The sequence below is a fragment of the Oceaniglobus roseus genome, assembly GCF_002869745.1.
Classification (GTDB): Bacteria; Pseudomonadota; Alphaproteobacteria; order Rhodobacterales; family Rhodobacteraceae; genus Oceaniglobus; species Oceaniglobus roseus.
Map to the genome: position 1 here is coordinate 14,598 of NZ_PNOS01000049.1, position 16,291 is coordinate 30,888.

Below are 16,291 nucleotides of genomic sequence, written 5' to 3' on the forward strand. Positions count from 1 at the left end.
CGGGCGGGTAAAGGGGGCATTCTGCCCCCTCTGGCCCTTCGGGCCATTCACCCCCTGAGGATATTTGAAGAAGCAAAGATGGGGCGTGACGCTGCGTTGCGGGTGACTTGGCGGGTGTCAGGCGGAAGATTGGCGCGGCAAATCGGGAGGACGGCATGAGCGCATATCCACATCTTCTGGCCCCGCTGGACCTTGGCCATGTGACGCTGCCGAACCGGGTGCTGATGGGCTCCATGCACACCGGGCTGGAGGAGACGAAGGACTGGAACCGCGTCGCCGAGTTCTATGCCGCGCGGGCGCGAGGCGGCGTCGGGCTGATGGTGACGGGGGGCATGGCGCCGAACCGGGAGGGCGGGGTGTTCCCCGGAGCGGCGGGGCTGTTCTCGGCGGCGGACATCGCGAACCACCGGGTGGTGACGGAACGGGTGCACGACGCGGGCGGGCGGATCGCGATGCAGATCCTGCACGCGGGGCGCTATGCCTATTCGCCGGACTGCGTCGCGCCCTCGCCGGTCAAGTCGCCGATCTCGCCGTTTCCTCCGAGGGAGCTGGACGAGGCCGGGATCGAGAAGCAGATCGCCGACATCGCCACCGCCGCCGCCCGGGCGCGCGAGGCGGGGTATGACGGTGTCGAGGTGATGGGGAGCGAGGGGTATTTCCTGAACCAGTTCCTTGTCACCCATACCAACAAGCGGACCGACGGCTGGGGCGGGAGCTACGGGAACCGGATGCGGCTGCCGCTGGAGGTGGTCCGCCGCGTGCGCGCCGCCGTGGGGCAGGATTTCATCCTGATCTACCGGCTGTCGATGATCGACCTGATCCCGGACGGCTCGACCTGGGAGGAGGTGGTGCAACTGGCGAAGGCGGTCGAGGCGGCCGGGGCCAGCATCCTGAACACCGGCATCGGCTGGCACGAGGCGCGGATCCCGACCATCGCCACCTCGGTGCCGCGGCGGGCGTTCTCCTGGGTGACGAAGAAGCTGATGGGGGAGGTTTCGATCCCGGTCGTCACCTCGAACCGGATCAACACGCCCGAGGTGGCGGAGCAGGTGCTGGCCGAGGGCTGCGCCGACATGGTGTCGATGGCGCGCCCGTTCCTTGCCGATCCCGACTTCGTGGCGAAGGCGAAGGCGGGCCGCGCGGCGGAGATCGCGCCCTGCATCGCCTGCAACCAGGCCTGCCTGGACCACACCTTCTCGGGGAAGATCTCGTCCTGCCTGGTCAATCCCCGTGCCTGCCACGAGACCGAGCTGCCGATCGCCAGGGCCGAGGCTCCGCGCCGCATCGCCGTGGTGGGGGCCGGGCCTGCCGGGCTTTCGGCCGCGATCACCGCGGCCGAGCGGGGGCACGACGTGACGCTGTTCGACAAGGCCGAGGACATCGGCGGGCAGCTGAACATGGCGCGGGTGATCCCCGGCAAGGAGGAGTTCCACGGATTCGTCGACTGGTTCCGCACCATGGTCGGCGTGCGCGGCGTGACGCTGCGGCTTGGCTGGGCGGTGGAGGTCGAGGACCTGGCGGGGTTCGACGCGGTGATCGTGGCGACCGGCGTGCTGCCGCGGGATCCGGAAATCCCCGGGCAGGACGGGCCGAACGTGGTGAGCTATGTCGACGTGCTGCGGGGCGGTGCGCCGGTGGGCCAGCGGGTCGCCATCGTGGGCGCGGGCGGCATCGGCTTCGACGTGGCCGAGTTCCTGGCCCAGCAGGGGGACAGCCCGACGCTGCACCTGGACGAGTGGAAGGCGGAGTGGGGCGTCAGCGATCCGGCGCGGGACCGGGGCGGCCTGGCCCCCGAGGGCCCGAAGCCCGAGGCGCCCGCGCGGCGGATCACGCTGTTGCAGAGGAAGGCCGAGAAGCTGGGCAAGCGGCTGGGCAAGACCACGGGCTGGATCCACCGCGCCTCGCTCCAGATGAAGGGGGTCGAGATGATCGGCGGCGTGAACTACGAGCGGATCGACGGGACCGGCCTGCACGTCAGCTTCGGCGAGGACCGGCGCGACCCGAGGCTGATCGAGGCGGACACCATCGTGCTTTGCGCCGGGCAGGTGTCGGAGAAGAGCCTGGCCGACCGTCTGGCCGAGCGGGGGATCACGGCCCATGTCATCGGCGGCGCGGACGTTGCGGCAGAGCTCGACGCGAAGCGGGCCATCGACCAGGGCGTGCGGCTCGCCGCGACGCTCTGAGCCCTGGCGCCAAGCCGCGGCGTCAGTGCGCCGCGGCCCAGCTTGGCCCCTGCCCCGCCTCGACCGTCAGCGCCACGTCGAGGTGCACCGCGGGATGCGCCGCGCCCTCCATCACGGTCTTCGCGGCGCCGATCAGGTCGTCCGCCGCGCCCTCCTCCACCTCGAACAAGAGTTCGTCGTGGACCTGGAGCAGCATCTTCGCGGGCATCCCCTCGATCGCCTTCGGCATCCGGATCATCGCGCGGCGGATCACGTCGGCCGCGGTGCCCTGGATCGGCGCGTTGATCGCCGCGCGCTTCGCGAAGCCCGCCTGCGGCCCCTTGGCGTTGATCTCGGGCGTGTTGATGCGGCGGCCGAACAGGGTCTGGACGAACCCGTTGGCCTTCGCGAAGGCCACGGTATCGTCCATGTAGGCGCGGATGCCCGGGAAGCGCTCGAAATAGCGGTCGATGAAGCCCTGGGCCTGGTCGCGGGGGATGCGGAGGTTGCGGGCAAGGCCGAAGCCGGAGATGCCGTAGATCACGCCGAAGTTGATCGCCTTCGCCTGGCGGCGGATGTCGGGCGTCATCTGGTCGAGCGGCACGTCGAACATCTCGGACGCGGTCATCGCGTGGATGTCGAGTCCGTCGCGGAACGCCTGCTTCAGCGTGCCGATGTCGGCGACATGGGCGAGGATCCGAAGCTCGATCTGCGAGTAGTCGAGCGAGACCAGCACGTTGCCCTTCTCGGCCACGAAGGCCTCGCGGATGCGGCGGCCCTCCTCGCTCCTCACCGGGATGTTCTGGAGGTTCGGGTCGGTCGAGGCGAGGCGCCCGGTGTTCGCGCCGGCGATGGAATAGGAGGTGTGCACGCGCCCCGTCTCGGGATTGACGTGCTTCTGCAGCGCGTCGGTATAGGTCGACTTCAGCTTGTCGAGCTGCCGCCAGTCGAGGATCCGGCGCGGCAGATCGTGGATCGTCGCGAGATCCTCCAGCACGTCGGCCCCGGTCGAATAGGCGCCGGACTTGCCCCGCGAGGGCGCCTTGCCGTCGGGCATCTGCAACGACAGCTCGTCGAATAGGATCTCGCCCAGCTGCTTGGGCGAGTTGATCTTGAAGTCGCGCCCCGCCAGTTCGGTGATCTCGGCCTCGAGCGCCGCCATCTGCTGCGCGAACTTCGAGGACATGCGCGAGAGCACGTCGCGGTCGACCTTCACGCCGTGCATCTCCATCTCGGCCAGCACCGGCACCAGCGGCCGCTCGAGCGTCTCGTAGACGGTCGTCACCCGCGCCCTGTGGAGCTGCGGCTTGAAGCCCTGCCAGAGGCGCAGGGTGATGTCGGCATCCTCGGCCGCGTATTTCACGGCGTCGGGGATCGCCACGCGGTCGAAGGTCACCGCGGACTTGCCGGTGCCGAGAAGCGGCTTGATCGGGATCGGGGTGTGGCCGAGGTAGCGTTCGGCCAGCGTGTCCATGCCATGACCGTGCAGCCCCGCATGCATCGCGTAGGACATCAGCATGGTGTCGTCGAAGGGCGCCACCCTGATCCCGAGCCGGGCGAAGATCTTGGCGTCGTACTTCATGTTCTGGCCGATCTTCAGGACCGCCGGATCCTCCAGCAGCGGCTTCAGCATCGCCAGCGCCTCGTCGAAGCCCATCTGCCCCTCGGCCAGGTCGGCCGAGCCGAACAGGTCGTCCCCGCGCGACGCCTTGTGGGTCAGCGGGACATAGCAGGCCTGCCCCGGCGCCACGGCCAGCGAGATGCCCACCAGCTCGGCCAGCATCTCGTCGAGCGCGGTTGTCTCGGTGTCCACGGCCACCCAGCCGACGGCATGGGCGCGGTCGATCCAGGCCTGCAGGGCGGCGGCGTCCCTGACCCATTCGTAGGACTCGGGGTCGAAGTCCACCTGCACCGGCGCGGGCGCATCCTCGGGCGCGGGGGTCGCGGGAATCGCGGGCGCCTCGGTCCCGAGCGCGTCGGCCACCCGCTTGGTGATGGTGCGGAACTCCATGTCGGTGAGGAACTTCAGAAGCGTCTCGCTCTCCGGCTGCTTCACCTCCAGCGACTCGAGCGGATAGTCGAGCGCCATGTCGCAGTCGAGCTGCACCAGCTTCTTCGACAGCCGGATCTGGTCGGCATGTTCGATCAGCGTCTCGCGGCGCTTGTTCTGCTTGATCTCGCCCGCCCGCTCCAGCAGCGTCTCGAGGTCGCCGAACTCGTTGATCAGCAGCGCCGCCGTCTTGATCCCGATCCCCGGCGCGCCCGGCACGTTGTCGACGGAGTCGCCCGCGAGCGCCTGCACGTCGACCACCCGCTCGGGATAGACGCCGAACTTGGCGAACACGCCCTCGCGGTCGATCACCGTGTTCTTCATCGCGTCGAACATCACCACGCCGTCCCCGACGAGCTGCATCAGGTCCTTGTCGGAGCTGATGATCGTCACCCGCCCCCCGGCCTCGCGCGCCTTGCAGGCGAGGGTGGCGATGATGTCGTCGGCCTCGAACCCATGCTGTTCCAGACAGGCGATGTTGAAGGCGCGGGTCGCCTCGCGGGTCAGCGGGATCTGCGGGCGCAGTTCTTCCGGCATCTCCTCGCGGTTGGCCTTGTAGAGGTCGTACATGTCGTTGCGGAAGGTGTGCGAGCCCTTGTCGAAGACGACCGCCGCATGGGTCGGGGCGTCGTCGCCCTTGTTGTCCTCGATCATCTTCCACAGCATGTTGGCGAAGCCCGACACGGCGCCCACCGGCAGCCCGTCGGATTTCCGCGTCAGCGGCGGCAGGGCGTGGTAGGCGCGGAAGATGAAGGCCGAGCCGTCCACCAGCGACAGGTGGTGCCCCTTGCCGAACTTCGTCTCTGCCATGTCCGTCCCCTTCGCGAATCCCGTGCCAATGGGTTTAGGCGAGCCTCGTGCCGATTGCGACCGGGAACGCGCAGCCCTCAGCCGCAGTCGACCGTGTAGCTTTCCACCGTGGGGGCGCGCCGCTCCGCCCGACGTCCCGCCATCGGATCGGCGCCCAGCGGGCCGTCCCGCCGCTGCGCCCCGATTGGCCCGTCGGTGGGGTTGGCGCCGATGGGCCCGTCGCCTTCGGCATAGCGTCCGTCCGAGGGGTCGATCAGGATGTCGCCCGCCCTGAGCGGATCGCCGGGGACCAGCATCACCCGCCCGCAGATCTCGGCGGCTCGGACCCGCGACGAGGCGAGCACGCCGGCCGGCGCCTCCCGCAGGTCGACGACGTGACCGGCCTTCGTGGCCAGGCCCCGCACCCGGAACGTCAGCGTGTCCGGCAGTTCGAACCGCCGTGTCGCGTCACCCGGGCCGAACAGCCGCTCCTCGCCCTCCCAGCCGGTCCCGGCCGCGATCGCGATGCGGAAGGTTCCGGGCGGCACCAGCACGCGGAAGAAATCGCCGCCGCGGGCATAGGCCGCCATCGCAGCCTTGCCCGTGCCGGCGTCCTTCAGCACGACATAGTAATCCTCGCCCGGGTCCGTCTTCAGGACCAGCGGGAAGGTCAGCGGCAGGCCGGAGCGGTTCCACATCAGCCCCTGCCTCGGCGCCTCGGCCCGCGCGACGCCTGCGAGCGCCAGCAGCAGGAGAAGGGGCCAGAGCCGTCTCAATGGGTGTCGGCGTCGTCCGCGAGGACATACCGCTTGTCGCAGTAGCCGCATTCGACCCAGCCGCGGTCCGGCGGGATCTGCAGCCAGACCCGCGGATGGCCCAGCCCCGACTGGCTGCCGTCGCAGCTGACCCGGGTGGTGTGGACGATTTCGGTTTCCGGTTCCGGAAGGGCGCCTGTCGGGGGCAGGTCGCCTTCGATGTCGGCGTGCTTTTCGGACATGGGTCTTCCTTCAGCTTGTCCTGCGCGCAGGCAGGCCCTAGGTCATCCGCAGAGAATAGCGAACGCCGGGGGACCGGCAAGACCACAAAGGCAGACGTGATGACCACTCCCGCGATCGAGCTGAAGGGCCTGCGCAAGACCTATGCAGGCAGCAAGGGCGACGCGCCGAAGGAGGCCCTGAAGGGCATCGACCTGACGATCCCGCGGGGCTCGATCTTCGGCCTGCTCGGCCCGAACGGCGCGGGCAAGTCGACGCTGATCAACATCATGGCCGGGCTGGTGACGAAATCCGCGGGCACCGTGAAGATCTGGGGGTTCGACCAGGACGTGAACCCGCGCCAGTCCCGCGCCTCCATCGGCGTCATGCCGCAGGAGCTGAACCTCGACCCCTATTTCACGCCGCGGGGCGCGCTCGACGTGCAGGCCGGGCTTTACGGCGTACCGCGGTCCGAACGGCGCAGCGACGAGATCCTTGCCATGGTCGGGCTCGAGGACAAGGCCGAGGCCTATGCGCGCTCCCTCTCCGGTGGCATGCGGCGGCGCCTGCTGCTGGCCAAGGCGCTGGTCCACAACCCGCACATCCTGGTGCTGGACGAGCCGACCGCGGGCGTCGACATCGAGTTGCGCCAGATGCTCTGGACCAATGTCCGGAAGCTGAACGAGCAGGGCATGACGATCATCCTCACCACCCACTACCTCGAGGAGGCCGAGGAGATGTGCGACGAGATCGCCATCATCAACCACGGCGAACTGGTGGTGCGCGACCGGACCGAGAACCTGCTGTCCACCATCGACGCCAAGACGCTGGTGGTGACGACCGAGTCGGCGGTGCCCGCCGCCCTGTCGCTGCCGAAGGGCGCCAAGCTCGAGAAGCGCGGCGCGGGCGTGCTTGCGATCACCTATGCCCGGCAGGAGACCTCGCCCGACGACGTGCTCTCGGCCCTGCGCGCCGGGGGTGTGCGGATCTCGGACGTGGCGACCGAACAGGCGCGGCTCGAGGACGTGTTCCTGAACCTCACCCGCAGCCGCGCCGCCGCCTGAGGGTGCGCCGCTCAGGGGCGCCGCGCCGCTTGTGCTGGGGGAGGCAAGGATGATACCCCGATCCTGACATGATCGCCCCCGACCGCACCCAGCCCCACGTCGACACCGCGCCGAAGGTTTCGGACGAGATCCGCAAGACCACCTGCTACATGTGCGCCTGCCGCTGCGGCATCGACGTGCACATGAAGCGCGGCGCGGATGGCAAGCTTCAGGTCGCCTACATCGAGGGCAACCGCGACCACCCGGTGAACAGGGGCGTGCTCTGCGCCAAGGGGTCGGCCGGGATCATGCAGCACCTCTCCCCCGCCCGCCTGCGCGCCCCCCTGAAGCGCACCGGCCCCCGCGGGTCCGGCCAGTTCGAGGAGATCAGCTGGGAGGAGGCGATGGAGACGGCGCGCGGCTGGCTCGCTCCGCTGCGGGAACAGGCGCCGGAGAAGCTCGCCTTCTTCACCGGCCGCGACCAGTCGCAAAGCTTCACCTCGTGGTGGGCGCAGGCCTTCGGCACTCCGAACTATGCCGCGCACGGCGGCTTCTGCTCGGTCAACATGGCGGCGGCCGGCATCTACACCATGGGCGGCGCGTTCTGGGAGTTCGGCTCGCCCGACTGGGAACGCACGAAGCTCTTCATGCTCTTCGGCGTGGCCGAGGATCACGACAGCAACCCTATCAAGATGGGACTGGGCAAGCTGAAGGCCCGCGGCGCCAAGGTCATCGGGGTTAACCCGATCCGCACCGGCTACAATGCCGTCTCCGACGAATGGGTGGGGATCACGCCGGGCACCGACGGCCTTTTCATCCTGTCGCTGATCCACTGCCTGCTGAAGGCGGGAAGGATCGACCTTTCCTACCTCGCCCGCTTCACCAACGCGCCGGTGCTGGTGAACGGCGATCCGAAGTCGCCCGACCACGGCCTGCTGCTGACCACGGACGACGGCGTGCACATGGTCATCGACCGCAGGACCGGCAAACCCGCCCCCTTCGACGGCGAGGGGGTGGAACCCGACCTTGCCGGCTCGCTCCGCCGCGCGGGTGTCAGCCACCGCAGCGTGATGCAGCACATCGCCGAGCGCTACCTCTCCGACGACTACGCCCCGGAAACCACCGAGCGGCTGACCGGCATCCCCGCCAACACCACCCGCCGCATCGCCGCCGACCTCGCCCGCACGGCCTTCGACGAGGCGATCACGCTCGACCGCCCCTGGACGGACTTCCGCGGCCACCGGCACGAGACGATGACAGGCCGTCCGGTGTCCTTCCACGCCATGCGCGGCATCTCGGCCCATTCGAACGGCTTCCAGACCTGCCGCGCGCTGCACCTGCTGCAGATCCTGCTCGGCGCGGTCGAGACCCCCGGCGGGATGCGGTTCAAACCGCCCTACCCCAAGCCCGCCACGGCGCACCCGAAGCCCCATTGCAGGGTCACGCCGGGCAAGCCGCTCGACGGGCCGCACCTCGGTTTCGTCCAGGGCCCCGACGATCTGTGCCTGACCGAAGACGGCAGCCCGGCGCGCATCGACAAGGCGTTCAGCTGGGAAAATCCGATGTCGGCCCACGGGATGATGCACATGGTCATCTCGAACGCCCACGCGGGGGATCCCTATCCCATCGACACGCTGTTCCTCTACATGGCGAACATGGCCTGGAACTCGTCAATGAACACCGCCGAAGTCCAGCGGATGCTGAGCGACACCGACGCCGGCGGCGACTACGTCATTCCCCGGATCATCGTCTCCGACGCCTACTCGTCCGAGATGGTCGCCTATGCCGACCTCGTCCTGCCCGACACGACCTACCTCGAACGCCACGACTGCATCTCGCTCCTCGACCGCCCGATCTCGGAACCCGAGGCCGCCGCCGACGCGATCCGCTGGCCGGTGGTGGAGCCCGAGCGCCCGGGACATGCGGGGGTGCGCGGCTTCCAGTCCACGCTGCTCGACCTCGGCCACCGCCTGAAGCTGCCGGGGATGACGGCGGCGGACGGCTCGCCCGTCTACAGCGACTACGCCGACTACATCCAGACCCACGAGCGCCGCGCCGGGGTGGGACCGCTGGCGGGTTGGCGGGTGGGCGAAGCCGAAGGCGAGTCCACCCCGGCAACCGCGGGGTCGGGCCTGCGCCACGGCCGCGGCGCCCCGAACGGCGCGCAGCTCGACTCCTACATCCGCAACGGCGGCTTCTGGACCGGCCACATCCCCGAAGAGGCCGCCTTCTACAAGCCCTGGAACCGCGCCTACCAGGACTGGGCAGTCGCGATCGGCCTCTATGACAAGCCTCTGCCTTACGTCTTCTCGCTCTGGTGCGAACCCCTGCGCCGGTTCCAGCTCGCCGCCGAGGGACAGGGACGCCGCCAGCCGCCCGATCACCTGCGCGCCCGCATCCGCGCCACGCTCGACCCGCTGCCGATCTGGTATCCGCCGCTTCAGGACGGCCACGCCGACCCGGTGGAGTTCCCGCTCCACGCGCTGACCCAGCGGCCGATGGCGATGTACCACTCCTGGGGCAGCCAGAACGCCTGGCTCAGGCAGATCCACGGCATGAACCCGCTCTACGTCCCGACCGGCGTCTGGGAAGCGAACGGCTTCAGGACCGGCGACTGGGCCCGCGTGACCTCGCAGCATGGCGAGATCACGGTGCCCGTCGCCCACATGGCCGCGCTGAACCCGAACACCGTCTGGACCTGGAACGCCATCGGCAAGCGGAAGGGCGCCTGGGCGCTGGACCCCGAAGCGCCCGAGGCGAAGAAGGGCTTCCTGCTGAACCACCTGATCCACGAACTGCTGCCACCCAAGGGCGACGGGCTGCGCTGGTCGAACTCGGACCCCGTGACCGGGCAGGCCGCCTGGTTCGACCTGCGGGTGAAGATCGAGAAGGTGGCCGCGCCGCGCCAGACCTATCCCGACACCGGCACCCAGAGATCGCCTGTACCGCCCGCGCCGCAGACGGTGCGGCGGACGACCGGAGCGAAAGAGTGAGCGTCGTGCGGGTCGATGGTGCGGATGCCTCCGGCGGGAGTATTTGGGCAAAGAAGAAGCCAGGGGTGGCATGACCGATCTGCCGGAGAAGACCGAGAGGAAGCTGGGGCTGGTGATCGACCTCGACACCTGCGTCGGCTGCCATGCCTGCGTGATCGCCTGCAAGGGCTGGAACACCGAGAACTACGGCGCGCCCCTGGCCGATGCCGATGCCTACGGCACCGATCCCGTGGGCGCGTTCCTGAACCGCATCCACACCTTCGAGGTGCAGCCCGACCCGCGCGAGGACGGCAGCCTGCCGCCCGCGCAGATGTTCCACCTCCCGAAGTCCTGCCTGCACTGCGACGACGCCCCCTGCGTCACCGTCTGTCCCACCGGCGCGAGCTACAAGCGGGTCGAGGATGGGATCGTGCTGGTGAACGAGACCGACTGCATCGGCTGCGGCCTCTGCGCCTGGGCCTGTCCCTATGGCGCGCGCGAGATGGACCCGGCGGAGAAGGTGATGAAGAAATGCACCCTCTGCGTCGACCGGATCTACAACGACAACCTGCCGGAGGCGGACCGCCAGCCCGCCTGCGTCCGGACCTGCCCCGCGGGGGCGCGGCACTTCGGCGACCTCGCCGATCCCGACAGCGCCGTGTCGCGGCTGGTGGAGGCGCGGGGCGGCATGGACCTGATGCCCGAGCAGGGGACGAAACCGGTCAACAAGTACCTGCCGCCGCGGCCCCGGGATGCCGAGATCGACGTGCTGGCCCCCTACCTCGCGCCGGTGGACGAGCATCCGAAGGGGTTCCTCGGCTGGCTCGACCGGGCGCTCGGGAAGCTCTGAGCCATGCATCCCGCGCCCTCCCTGATCCTGTTCACCACGCTCTCGGGCCTCGGCTTCGGCCTCCTGGCCTTCCTCGGGGTCGGCCTGCCATCGGTGACGGGCTGGATCGCGGCGGTGTTCTTCGCCATCGGCTTCGTGCTGGCGGGGGGCGGGCTGGCCTTTTCGGCCTTCCACCTCGGCCACCCCGAGCGGGCGCTGAAGGCCTTCACCCAGTGGCGTTCGTCCTGGCTGTCGCGGGAGGCCTGGGCGGCGTCGGGCACGCTCGGCCTCATGGCGCTGTTCGCCGCGGCGCTGGTGCTGGGCGGGCTCAGGATCGCGCCGCTCGGCTGGCTCGGGGCGCTGGCCTGTCTTGCGACGGTCGGCGTCACCTCGATGATCTACGCCTCGCTTAGAACGGTGCCGCGCTGGCATCACTGGTCCACGACCGCGATGTTCCTCGGCTACGCGCTCTGCGGCGGCGCGCTTCTGGCCGGGCAGCGCTGGCCCGCGCTGGTGCTGCTGGCGCTGACGGGGCTGGGGCAGTTCCTTGCCTGGAAGGCGGGCGATGCGCGTTTCGCCGCCGCGGGCTCGACCACCGGGACCGCCACCGGGCTCGGGCACCTCGGGCAGGTGCGCCTGTTCGAACCGCCGCACACCGGCGGCAGCTACCTGACGCGCGAGATGGTGTTCGTGGTGGCGCGCAAGCACGCGACCAAGCTGCGATCAATCGCGCTGATCCTTGCGTTTCTCGTGCCGCTGGCCCTGCTGCTGCTGCCCGATTTCCACCACCTCGGCGCGGCGCTCGCGGTGCTGTCGCACACCCTGGGCGTGCTGGCCGCCCGCTGGCTGTTCTTCGCCGAGGCCGAGCATGTGGTCGGCCTCTACTATAACCGCAGCGCCGCCTGACCTCTCAGCCGCCGCAGACCGGGCAGCCGTCGCGTTTCTTCAGGCCGATCACCCGCGCCTCGGCATAGAGCGCGTCGAAGATCATCATCCGGCCGCGCAGCCCCTCGCCCGCGCCGGTGATCGCCTTCACCGCTTCCGCCGCCATCATCGACCCGGCGATGCCCGGCAGCGGACCCAGCACCCCCGCCTCGGCGCAGGACGGCGCAAGATGCGGCGCGGGGGCCGCGGGGAAGATGCACTGGTAACAGGGGGTGCCGCGGGCGGGGTCGAACAGGCTGACCTGCGCCTCCCACTGGGAGAGCGCGCCCGAGATCAGGGGGATCCCCGCCGCCGCTGCGGTGCGGTTGGCGAGGTAGCGCGTCTCGAAACTGTCGCAGCCGTCGAGGATCAGGTCGTAGTCCGCGAACAGCTCGGCCGCGATGTCCTCGGTCAGCCGCCGGTGATAGGGGCGCACCACCAGCCAGGGGTTCAGCGCCTTCATCGCCGCCTCGGCCGAGAACACCTTGGGCATCCCGATCCGCGCGTCGGCATGGATCACCTGCCGCTGGAGGTTGGTCCCCTCCACCGTGTCGTCGTCGATCACCCCGATGGTCCCCACCCCCGCGGCGGCAAGGTAGAGCAGCGCGGGCGAGCCGAGACCGCCGGCCCCGATGACCAGCACCCGCGAGTCCTTCAGCGCCTTCTGGCCCGGCCCGCCGATCTCGCGCAGGACGATGTGGCGGGCGTATCGTTCCAGCTCGGTCGACTGGAAGCCGTTCCGCGGCTGTTCGGACGGCGCCGCGCGGTTCTCGGGGCGGACGCGGCTGCGCAGCCGGCCAAGCCCGACGGAATAGGCCCAGACCAGCGCGGCGAGACCGGCCAGCACAAGCCATTCCTCCAGCGATCCGCCCGTCGCCTCGCGCAGGGCGGCGCCTTCGGGCAGGATGATCTGGAGCGCCAGCACGCCGACGAAGAGCAGCCCGATCATGCTCCAGCGCGCCGAGTGGGGCGCCCCCATCAGGCGGCCGATACCCCAGAGGGCGGCGGCAAGAACCAGAACCAGCACCATCAGCGAGTCCCCGTCGAGCCGAAGCCGCCCGCGCCGCGCGCCGTCTCGTCCAGCGCGCCGACCGTTTCGAACCGCGCCCGCACCACCGGGGCGACCACCATCTGCGCGATCCGCATCCCGTGTTCTACCGTCACCGGCGCATCGCCGAGGTTGACCACCAGCACCCCCACCGGTCCGCGGTAATCGCTGTCGAGCGTGCCGGGCGTGTTCAGGAGCGTCAGCCCCTGCCTCAGCGCAAGGCCCGAGCGGGGGCGCAGCTGCACCTCGAACCCCTCGGGAATGGCGAAGCGCAGCCCCGTGGGCACCAGCGCACGGGCCAGCGGCGCAAGCGTGAGGCCGGCGGTGCGGTCGGCCGCGGGGAGGTTCGCGCGCACATCGGCGCCCGCCGCGCCCGACGTCGCATAGTCCGGCAGGGCCACGCCGGGATCCGCCTCGCCCTCGCGCTGGATCTGCACGACGGGAACGGAGGGAGGGGGTGGGGAGGTCATGGAACGTCCTGAAGGCATGGATCGGGGGGGAGTGTGCGGCAAGCCCGCGGCGGAACACAATGGACAAAAGCGCGCGCCGCCCCTTGAGCCTGCGGCCCCCCGCCTGCACTCTGCCACGGACCCCAGGACCGACGCCGAGGACGAACCCCGCCAATGAGCTGGATGGCCGAAGAAATCCGCGAGATCCCCGCGCGCACCGCCGCGCAACTTGCCACCCGGGGCGAACGCTATGCCGAGGCCGGCCAGGCGCTGGCCCGGCTCGATCCGCCGACGCTCGTCACCTGCGCGCGCGGCAGTTCCGACCATGCGGCGCATTACCTGAAGTACCTGGTCGAGATGCTGTGCGGGGTGCCGGTCGCCTCGCTTGGCCCGTCGCTTGCCTCGGTCTACGATGCGCCGCTGCGCCTGCGCGGCATCCCCGTCCTCGCCATCTCGCAATCGGGGGGCAGCCGCGACCTTGCCGCCTTCGTCGAGAAGGCCCGCGACGTCGGTGCGCCGACGATTGCCCTGACGAACACGCCCGGCTCGCTTCTGGCGCTGAAGGCCGACACCGTGCTCGACCTTGCCGCGGGCCCGGAACGCGCGGTGGCCGCCACCAAGACCTTCGTCGCCTCCCTCGTCGGCGCCGCCGCCCTCGCCGCCGCCTGGTCGGGGGACACTGCCCTGGACGACGCGCTCCGGTCGCTGCCCGAGGCGCTGGAGCGGGCCGTCGCCGCCGACTGGTCCGCCGCGCTCGACAGTTTCGACGCCGCGACGCCGCTCTTCGTCGTCTCCCGCGGTCCCGCGCTCGCCATCGCGGGGGAGATCGCGCTGAAGTTCAAGGAGACCTGCCTGGTCCACGCCGAGGCCTTTTCGGCCGCCGAAGTGCGCCATGGCCCGATGGCGCTGGTCGACGACGCCTTCGCGGCCATGATCCTGCACAGCCGCGACGCGGGGCACGCCAGCATCGCCGAGGCGGAAGCCGCCATGGCCGATGCCGGCGCCCGGATCCTGCGCGTCGCCTCCAGCGGCCTGCCCGGTGCGCTGCCGAGCCCCGAGGCGCCGCACCCGCTGCTCGATCCGATCTGCCAGGTCGCCGCCTTCTACGGCTTCGTCGAACAACTGTCCCGCCGCCTCGGCCACGACCCCGATGCGCCGCGGCTGCTGAAGAAGGTCACGGTCACGCTCTGATCCGGGGTCCGTGGAATCGGCCCATGGCCCGCCGCCGCGGAACCTTCTATCGCAGCGGCGAACACCGTCCGAAGGCAGACCCCATGCAGCGCGTCCTCGTCACCGGCACCGCCGGGTTCATCGGCTTCCACCTCGCACGGCTGCTGCTGGCCGAAGGCTTCTGCGTCCACGGCTACGACGGGATGTCGGACTACTACGACGTCACGCTGAAGCAGCGCCGGCACGCGATGCTGCTCCAGACCCCCAACTTCTCGGCCGACGAGGCGCAGCTGGAAGATGCCGCGACCTTCGACCGTGTTGCCGATGCCTTCGCCCCCGACGTCATCGTCCACCTCGCAGGCCAGGCCGGGGTCCGCTATTCGCTGGAGAACCCCCGCGCCTATATCGACAGCAACGTGATCGGCACCTTCAACGTCATGGAAGCGGCGCGCCGGCTGAAGGTGCGGCACCTGCTGATGGCCTCGACCTCCTCGGTCTACGGCGCGAACGAGGACATGCCGTTCCGCGAAACCGACAAGGCCGACACCCAGCTGACGATCTGCGCCGCCACCAAGAAGGCGAACGAGAGCATGGCGCATTCCGATGCCCACCTCTGGGACCTGCCGACGACGATGTTCCGCTTCTTCACCGTCTACGGGCCCTGGGGGCGCCCCGACATGGCGCTTTTCAAGTTCACCGACGCGATCCTGAAGGGCACCCCCATCGACATCTACAACAACGGCGAGATGTACCGCGACGTCACCTATGTCGAGGACCTGGTGCGCGGAATCCGCCTGCTGATCGACGCGGCGCCCGTGCGCCCCGCCGCGGCGGAGGAGATCGAGGAGGGCGACAGCCTTTCGCCCGTCGCGCCCTTCCGGATCGTCAATATCGGCAATTCCGACAAGGTGCGCCTGCTCGATTTCGTCGACGCGATCGAGGACTGTCTCGGCCGGAAGGCGATCCGCAACTACATGGAGATGCAGCCCGGCGACGTCCCCGCCACCTGGGCCGATGCGACCCTGCTGCACCGCCTCACCGGCTATCGTCCGCAGACCGGCTTCCGCGACGGGATCGAGGCGTTCGTGACCTGGTTCCGGGACTACTACGGCAGATGATCGCCCCGGACGCCCCCATCGCCGTGATCGGACACGGCTATGTCGGCCTGCCGCTGGCCGTCGAGTTCGGCAAGCACCGCCCGGTGATCGGCTTCGACGTCAAGCTCGACCGCATCGCCGCGCTGCGCCAGGGCCGCGACCACACGCGAGAGGTCCACAGCGCCGATCTGGCCTCCGCGACGCACCTGACCTTCACCGCGGATCCCGCGGATCTCGCCGCGGCGCGGGTCTTCATCGTCACCGTCCCGACCCCGATCGACGCCCACAAGCGCCCGGACCTGACCGCTCTGCTCGGCGCCTCAGAAACCGTGGGCCCCGCGCTGAACTGCCCGGATCTGCGCAACACCCGCGTGGTCGACGTGGCGGCCGAGCTGGCGGATTACGGCGTCGCCGTGGAGGTCCAGGATCCTTGGGTCGACCCGTCAGAGGCAAAGGCGGAATATGGCCTTGTTCTGAGCGTACATCCGGATCCGGACAGCTACGACGGCGTCCTTCTCGCCGTGCCCCACACGCTGTTCATCGATGGCGGGATTGAGGAACTTCGGCGCTTCGGACGCCGGAACCATGTCTTCTTCGACCTGAAGAGCCGCTTCCGCGCGGAGGACAGCGACCTGCGGCTCTGAGGCCGCAGCTTTCTTCCTGCCGTTCTTCCGGACGACAAACCCCCCGACGGTTGAATCGTCGGGGGGTTTTGTGTGTTTGTTTTGTTCAGAGAGGTATGGGTTGTTCGTTAGGTTTGGCGGTGACCTACTCTCCCACGTCT

13 protein-coding genes are annotated in these 16,291 nt (G+C 69.7%); 8 read left to right on the forward strand and 5 right to left on the reverse strand.

Annotation, left to right across the window (positions count from 1 at the left end; genetic code table 11):
- Positions 1-155: 155 nt before the first annotated feature.
- Positions 156-2,183 carry an NADPH-dependent 2,4-dienoyl-CoA reductase gene (locus A7B20_RS19080; RefSeq protein ID WP_102110183.1) on the forward strand — a complete coding sequence of 676 codons (2,028 nt, stop codon included), beginning with the start codon at positions 156-158 and terminating at the stop codon, positions 2,181-2,183.
- Positions 2,184-2,205: 22 nt separating this feature from the next.
- Here the strand turns inward: A7B20_RS19080 and polA are convergent, their stop codons facing one another.
- The 3 genes from polA to A7B20_RS19095 all read right to left on the reverse strand — a co-directional run bounded on the left by polA (position 2,206) and on the right by A7B20_RS19095 (position 5,998).
- Positions 2,206-5,022, reverse strand: coding sequence for a DNA polymerase I (gene polA, locus A7B20_RS19085; RefSeq protein WP_102110184.1), 2,817 nt, complete (start codon positions 5,020-5,022; stop codon positions 2,206-2,208).
- A 77-nt stretch (positions 5,023-5,099) separates the two neighbouring features.
- The gene (locus A7B20_RS19090) at positions 5,100-5,777 is read right to left on the reverse strand and encodes a hypothetical protein (RefSeq protein WP_102110185.1); all 678 of its coding nucleotides are present in this window, start codon (positions 5,775-5,777) and stop codon (positions 5,100-5,102) included.
- On the reverse strand, positions 5,774-5,998 hold the full coding sequence (locus A7B20_RS19095) for a zinc-finger domain-containing protein (protein WP_102110186.1): 225 nt from the start codon (positions 5,996-5,998) through the stop codon (positions 5,774-5,776). The genes A7B20_RS19090 and A7B20_RS19095 overlap by 4 nt, the downstream gene beginning before the upstream one ends.
- Positions 5,999-6,097: 99 nt before the next feature.
- Between A7B20_RS19095 and A7B20_RS19100 the strand changes: the two genes are divergently transcribed.
- The 4 genes from A7B20_RS19100 (at position 6,098) to A7B20_RS19115 (ending at position 11,725) form a co-directional block, all read left to right on the forward strand.
- Positions 6,098-7,039, forward strand: a complete 942-nt coding sequence (locus A7B20_RS19100; protein ID WP_102110187.1) for an ABC transporter ATP-binding protein — start codon at positions 6,098-6,100, stop codon at positions 7,037-7,039.
- Positions 7,040-7,107: 68 nt separating this feature from the next.
- The gene (locus A7B20_RS19105) at positions 7,108-10,011 is read left to right on the forward strand and encodes a molybdopterin oxidoreductase family protein (protein WP_102110188.1); all 2,904 of its coding nucleotides are present in this window, start codon (positions 7,108-7,110) and stop codon (positions 10,009-10,011) included.
- Between the two features lie 70 nt (positions 10,012-10,081).
- Entirely contained in the window at positions 10,082-10,840 is a 759-nt protein-coding gene (locus A7B20_RS19110; protein ID WP_102110189.1) for a 4Fe-4S dicluster domain-containing protein, read from the forward strand.
- 3 nt (positions 10,841-10,843) lie between these two features.
- Positions 10,844-11,725, forward strand: coding sequence for a dimethyl sulfoxide reductase anchor subunit family protein (locus tag A7B20_RS19115; RefSeq protein WP_102110190.1), 882 nt, complete (start codon positions 10,844-10,846; stop codon positions 11,723-11,725).
- Between the two features lie 4 nt (positions 11,726-11,729).
- Here A7B20_RS19115 and A7B20_RS19120 read toward each other — a convergent pair whose 3' ends face one another.
- On the reverse strand, positions 11,730-12,773 hold the full coding sequence (locus tag A7B20_RS19120) for a HesA/MoeB/ThiF family protein (protein ID WP_102110191.1): 1,044 nt from the start codon (positions 12,771-12,773) through the stop codon (positions 11,730-11,732).
- Positions 12,773-13,261 (reverse strand): dUTP diphosphatase, encoded by a 489-nt coding sequence (gene dut, locus A7B20_RS19125; RefSeq protein WP_102110192.1) that lies wholly within the window; start codon positions 13,259-13,261, stop codon positions 12,773-12,775. Before dut ends, A7B20_RS19120 begins: the two co-directional genes overlap by 1 nt.
- Positions 13,262-13,414: 153 nt before the next feature.
- On the opposite strand from dut, the gene A7B20_RS19130 reads away from it, so the two are divergent.
- The 3 genes from A7B20_RS19130 to A7B20_RS19140 all read left to right on the forward strand — a co-directional run bounded on the left by A7B20_RS19130 (position 13,415) and on the right by A7B20_RS19140 (position 16,151).
- Positions 13,415-14,431, forward strand: coding sequence for an SIS domain-containing protein (locus A7B20_RS19130; RefSeq protein WP_216641224.1), 1,017 nt, complete (start codon positions 13,415-13,417; stop codon positions 14,429-14,431).
- Positions 14,432-14,514: 83 nt separating this feature from the next.
- A complete protein-coding gene (locus A7B20_RS19135; RefSeq protein WP_102110196.1) occupies positions 14,515-15,528 on the forward strand; it encodes an NAD-dependent epimerase/dehydratase family protein in 1,014 nt (337 codons plus the stop codon).
- The gene (locus A7B20_RS19140) at positions 15,525-16,151 is read left to right on the forward strand and encodes a UDP binding domain-containing protein (protein ID WP_102110193.1); all 627 of its coding nucleotides are present in this window, start codon (positions 15,525-15,527) and stop codon (positions 16,149-16,151) included. The genes A7B20_RS19135 and A7B20_RS19140 overlap by 4 nt, the downstream gene beginning before the upstream one ends.
- Positions 16,152-16,291: the final 140 nt, after the last annotated feature.

Excerpts from the sequence above, each read along its gene's own strand:
- A7B20_RS19080 (WP_102110183.1), top strand. The coding sequence starts at position 156 with ATGAGCGCATATCCACATCTTCTGGCCCCGCTGGACCTTGGCCATGTG.
- polA (WP_102110184.1), bottom strand. The coding sequence starts at position 5,022 with ATGGCAGAGACGAAGTTCGGCAAGGGGCACCACCTGTCGCTGGTGGAC.
- A7B20_RS19095 (WP_102110186.1), bottom strand. The coding sequence starts at position 5,998 with ATGTCCGAAAAGCACGCCGACATCGAAGGCGACCTGCCCCCGACAGGC.
- A7B20_RS19100 (WP_102110187.1), top strand. The coding sequence starts at position 6,098 with ATGACCACTCCCGCGATCGAGCTGAAGGGCCTGCGCAAGACCTATGCA.
- A7B20_RS19105 (WP_102110188.1), top strand. The coding sequence starts at position 7,108 with ATGATCGCCCCCGACCGCACCCAGCCCCACGTCGACACCGCGCCGAAG.
- A7B20_RS19110 (WP_102110189.1), top strand. The coding sequence starts at position 10,082 with ATGACCGATCTGCCGGAGAAGACCGAGAGGAAGCTGGGGCTGGTGATC.
- A7B20_RS19115 (WP_102110190.1), top strand. The coding sequence starts at position 10,844 with ATGCATCCCGCGCCCTCCCTGATCCTGTTCACCACGCTCTCGGGCCTC.
- A7B20_RS19120 (WP_102110191.1), bottom strand. The coding sequence starts at position 12,773 with ATGGTGCTGGTTCTGGTTCTTGCCGCCGCCCTCTGGGGTATCGGCCGC.
- dut (WP_102110192.1), bottom strand. The coding sequence starts at position 13,261 with ATGACCTCCCCACCCCCTCCCTCCGTTCCCGTCGTGCAGATCCAGCGC.
- A7B20_RS19130 (WP_216641224.1), top strand. The coding sequence starts at position 13,415 with ATGAGCTGGATGGCCGAAGAAATCCGCGAGATCCCCGCGCGCACCGCC.
- A7B20_RS19135 (WP_102110196.1), top strand. The coding sequence starts at position 14,515 with ATGCAGCGCGTCCTCGTCACCGGCACCGCCGGGTTCATCGGCTTCCAC.
- A7B20_RS19140 (WP_102110193.1), top strand. The coding sequence starts at position 15,525 with ATGATCGCCCCGGACGCCCCCATCGCCGTGATCGGACACGGCTATGTC.